Source organism: Niastella sp. (genome assembly GCF_045805085.1).
Taxonomy (GTDB): domain Bacteria; phylum Bacteroidota; class Bacteroidia; order Chitinophagales; family Chitinophagaceae; genus Niastella.
This window is the reverse complement of the sequence record NZ_JBJMLX010000277.1, coordinates 1-4,273: the sequence shown is the minus strand read 5'-3', so window position 1 is coordinate 4,273 and position 4,273 is coordinate 1. Positions and strand designations below refer to the sequence as shown.

Genomic DNA, 4,273 nt, shown 5'->3' with positions numbered 1-4,273 from the left:
CTCTTAACTAAAACCCGCGCGGGGTTTTTGAAGCGATTTGCCTGCTTTTCATCGTAAACCATCATTAAATCAGTCACATGAGAAAATTAATATATGCCATGCAGATGGTAGCTATGCTATTTCTGCTGAACAATATGGCTACCGCGCAGGGTATTTTAAAAGGTAAAATAACCAGCGAAAGTGGAGAGCCGTTGGCCAATGCATCCATTATTGTCGGTAGTAATAAAGGCGGTACTGCCACCGATTCAACGGGGGAATACCGCCTTTCTTTACCTTCAGGCACCCACAAAGTGGTTATCACCAGTGTTGGATTTAACCCATATTCTTTGACGGTTAAGATCGATAATTCCACTGTTACCCGGGATATAGTCCTGCAATTTGCCATTGCCGACCTCAGCGAAGTAGTGGTGGCAGTAGGCAGCCGTGCTTCGCAACGAACGTTCACCACCACACCATTACCTGTAGATAATATCAGTGCCTCGGAGCTGCAAAGCGCCGGGCAATTGTCATTTGATAAAGCCCTGCAATTGCGCGTGCCCTCCTTCAATACCGTAAACACACCGGTGAATGATGCTACCTCGTTGCTCGATCCGTATGAGATCAGGAACATGGGACCCAGCCGCACGTTGATACTGGTGAACGGCAAACGCAAGAACCCCAGCGCCCTGGTATATATTCAAACCTCACCCGGCCGCGGGGAAACCGGCGCCGATTTGTCGGCTATCCCTACCGAAGCCATCAAACGTGTAGAGATCCTGCGCGATGGGGCTTCTGCCCAATATGGTTCAGATGCCATTGCCGGGGTAATGAACGTGATCCTGAAAGACCGCTTCGATTATACCAATTTTAAAATAGCCAGCGGCCTCACACATAAGGGAGACGGATTTTCGATTTTAACCAGCCTGAATGGCGGCGCCAATTTTGGCAGCAAAGGATTTATCAATTACACCATCAATTTTCAACGGGAGAACAAAACCAACAGATCGGGTACGGTAGATGCTGAAGGCGACAATAACGACCTGAGTGCCGGTACCGCTGCCAGTCTGGAGGAAGTAAAAAAATACCTGGCGCGTTTCCCCGATGCAAATAATATCAGTGGTACGCCCACCAGCACCGCTGCCAAATTCCTGATAAATACAGGCATCCCTGTAAGTGAAAATACCGACTTCTATGCCAATGCAGCCTACATATATAAGAAAGTGCAAAGCTTTGCCAACTACCGTACCCCGTACTGGAAAGAAGATTATGGGTTGCTGCATGCAGCCGGTACGGAATACCTGGGTTATGGTCCCACTTTTGAAGGCGACTTAAACGACTATAACGCTACGGTTGGTTTTAAAACAACCAAAAACGGCTGGATGCACGACATCAGTTTTACTACCGGCGGAAACAAACAATTATATACCGTAGAGAACACGGTAAACCATTCACTCGGTTCAAAAAGCCCTATCCGGTTCAAACCCGGTGGTTTTGCGTTTAGCCATGTGGTAGGCAATATCGATATCTCCAAAGAGGTAACAGATAAATTGAATGTGGCTTTTGGCAGTGAGTTCCGCAGTGAGAACTTCCAGATCTTTGCCGGCGATACCGCCTCCTATACCGGCGAGGGCGCCAACTCATTCCCCGGAGTAAACGAAATAAACGCCATTAAAGTGAATCGTTTCAATATCGGCGGCTACTTCGATCTGAGTTACGATATCTCCAAAGCATTACTGGTAAATGGTACCATGCGGCAGGAATATTACAGTGATTTTGGAAGCGCTTTTGTTTGGAAGATCAGCGGCCGGGCTAAAGTTATCGGTGATAAACTCACCATTCGCTCTTCCATCTCAACCGGTTTCCGGGCGCCCAGTTTACACCAGATCAACCTGCAGATAGCCCAGCAAAGTTTTGTACCCGGACAGGGCATTCAAACCAAGGGTATTGTAAGTAATAAAAGTCCGCAGGCGCATTTGCTTGGCGTGCCTGCCTTAAAGCCGGAGAAATCGGTCAACTTCACGGCAGGTTTTGGCTTCACCCCCACAAAGAACCTGAGTGTTACGGTAGACTATTATCACATCGAAATAAAAGACCGGATCATCCTCAGCTCCAACATCACCAATACGGCTGCGGGCAATACCGAGCTGGATAATGTGTTACGTAACAATGGCATTGTAGGCGTAAGCTTCTTTACCAATGGCATTCACACCAGAACAGAAGGTATCGATGTGGTGGCTAACTATAAAAATATCCGGGTAGGCAATGTGGGCAAACTGACCATCAACATGGCTGGTAATTACACCCTGGCCAATGAGCTGAAAGGCAATGTTACCAATCCTAAATTGATCAGCGATGCCGGTCAGAGTACTATTGATCAAATACAGATAGCCCTGTTGACAACCAGCCGGCCAAAATACAAAGCCGTATTGGGTGGAGATCTTACGTTCAGTAAATGGAGTTTCCTGTTGAATAATACTTTGTTTGGTCCAACCACTTTCCGCAACGATGGCCTTGATAAAAACCTGAAGCTGGAGTTTCAAACAAAAGTGTTGACCGACCTGAATATCGGCTACCAGTTCAGCAGCCGGGTAAATGCGTCCATAGCAGTAAATAACATATTCAATATAACGCCGAAGTGGAAATTAAAAGCATTGAACAACGATGGCGACGCTATTTTAAGCGACCCGGCATTGGTGAAAAACAATGTCAATGCCATTACTTTCAACGGCAGGTATAGTATGGTAACTTATGATGGATCACATTTCAGTCAGCTGGGAACAACGTTTTTGGCGACGCTGAATTTTAAGTTGTAGATTGCCTGAAAACAAGGGGGCTGGCCTAAGGTCAGCCTTCCTTTAAAGATCATGATTACGTATACAACGTCAAAAACGAAGGAAGAGCTGGAGCAGATCCTGGCGCTGCAAAAACAAAACCTGGCAGTTGGGTTAACGGCTGAGGAAATAGCGGCACAGGGTTTTGTAACGGTATCGCATAGTTTTGAAGACCTGGATAAAATGAATGAACTGGAGGCGCATGTGATCGCTAAAGACAACGACCGTGTTATTGCCTACTTACTGGCTATGACCGTTCGTTCGCGGTGCGACATTCCCATTCTGCTGCCTATGTTCGGGATGTTTGAAGAAGTGACGTATCAATATAAAAAGATTGCTGACTATAACTATATCGTGGTAGGGCAGGTTTGTGTAGCGGCCAATTATCGCGGAAAGGGCATCTTCGATGCCTGTTACGCTGCGTATAAAAGTTATTTTAAAGACAGGTATGATTTTGCCATAACAGAGATCGCAACGCGTAACCAGCGTTCCCTGAATGCGCACAAACGGGTGGGATTTAAAACCATACATCAGTATACAGCGCCGGATGGAGAAGAGTGGAATATTGTATTGTGGAAGTGGTAAGTCGTGAATGGTCAATGGTGAAATGGGACTCTATGATTCAAAAGAGGCTGTTCCATGTTACAGGGAAATACAGTTATGATTCCCTGAAACTTGCAACCTGAAGCCTGAAACTGCCATTTATGAATAATGAATATAGAAATTAATGGATAAGTATTCTACATATCAAACTGAGGATTTCCTTAAAGATGAATCTTTTATCAATTGGGTGTTGGATCCCGAAGGGGAAAATAACCAGGCCTGGACGAAATGGATGAATGCCGGTTCTACAAAAAAGGAAGCAGCGCAAAAAGCAATTGAGATCATCCGTACCCTTGATTTTAAAAAGGAAACGATTGCCAGTGAATTTTACAACAACCTGAAACAACGGATCGATAATACGATTGCAAGCGAGCAGGCCATTCCATTACCACCAAAGCGATTGACAGGCAGCTGGCTAAAAGCGGCGGCGGTAATAGGTGCTTTACTTATCAGTGGGCTGGTGTTGTATTATTTCAGAAAACCGACTTACACATATATCTCAACACCATATGCAGCTACTAAAACCATATGGTTGCCTGATAGTTCAGAAGTGGTGCTGAATGCCAATTCTTCTATCCGGTTCGGCAGGAACCGTACAGCCGGCAAACGGGAAGTGTGGATAACAGGAGAAGCCTTTTTTAAAGTGCGCCATATTGATAGGGCCGGAGCCGCGCAACCTTTTGCCGTTTATGCCGGCGATGCGGTAATAGAAGTGCTGGGAACCGAGTTCAACGTAAAGACCATCAACAATACAACCGGTGTGCTGCTGCAAAAGGGGAAAGTGCGGTTCAGTGTTCCAGGCAAAAAAGCCGCCGCCATCATGCAGCCCAACGAGTATTGCCAGTATTCAGCAGCGCAGG

Annotated in this window: 3 protein-coding genes; all 3 read left to right on the top strand. The window is 46.1% G+C overall.

Features of this window, described 5'->3' with window-relative positions:
• The first annotated feature begins 77 nt into the window (after positions 1-77).
• Positions 78-2,792, top strand: a complete 2,715-nt coding sequence (locus ACJ751_RS14415; protein ID WP_407746199.1) for a TonB-dependent receptor — start codon at positions 78-80, stop codon at positions 2,790-2,792.
• Between the two features lie 51 nt (positions 2,793-2,843).
• Positions 2,844-3,395 carry a GNAT family N-acetyltransferase gene (locus ACJ751_RS14410; protein WP_407746198.1) on the top strand — a complete coding sequence of 184 codons (552 nt, stop codon included), beginning with the start codon at positions 2,844-2,846 and terminating at the stop codon, positions 3,393-3,395.
• Positions 3,396-3,537: 142 nt separating this feature from the next.
• On the top strand, positions 3,538-4,273 hold a 736-nt coding region (locus tag ACJ751_RS14405; protein WP_407746197.1), incomplete at its 3' end, for a FecR family protein.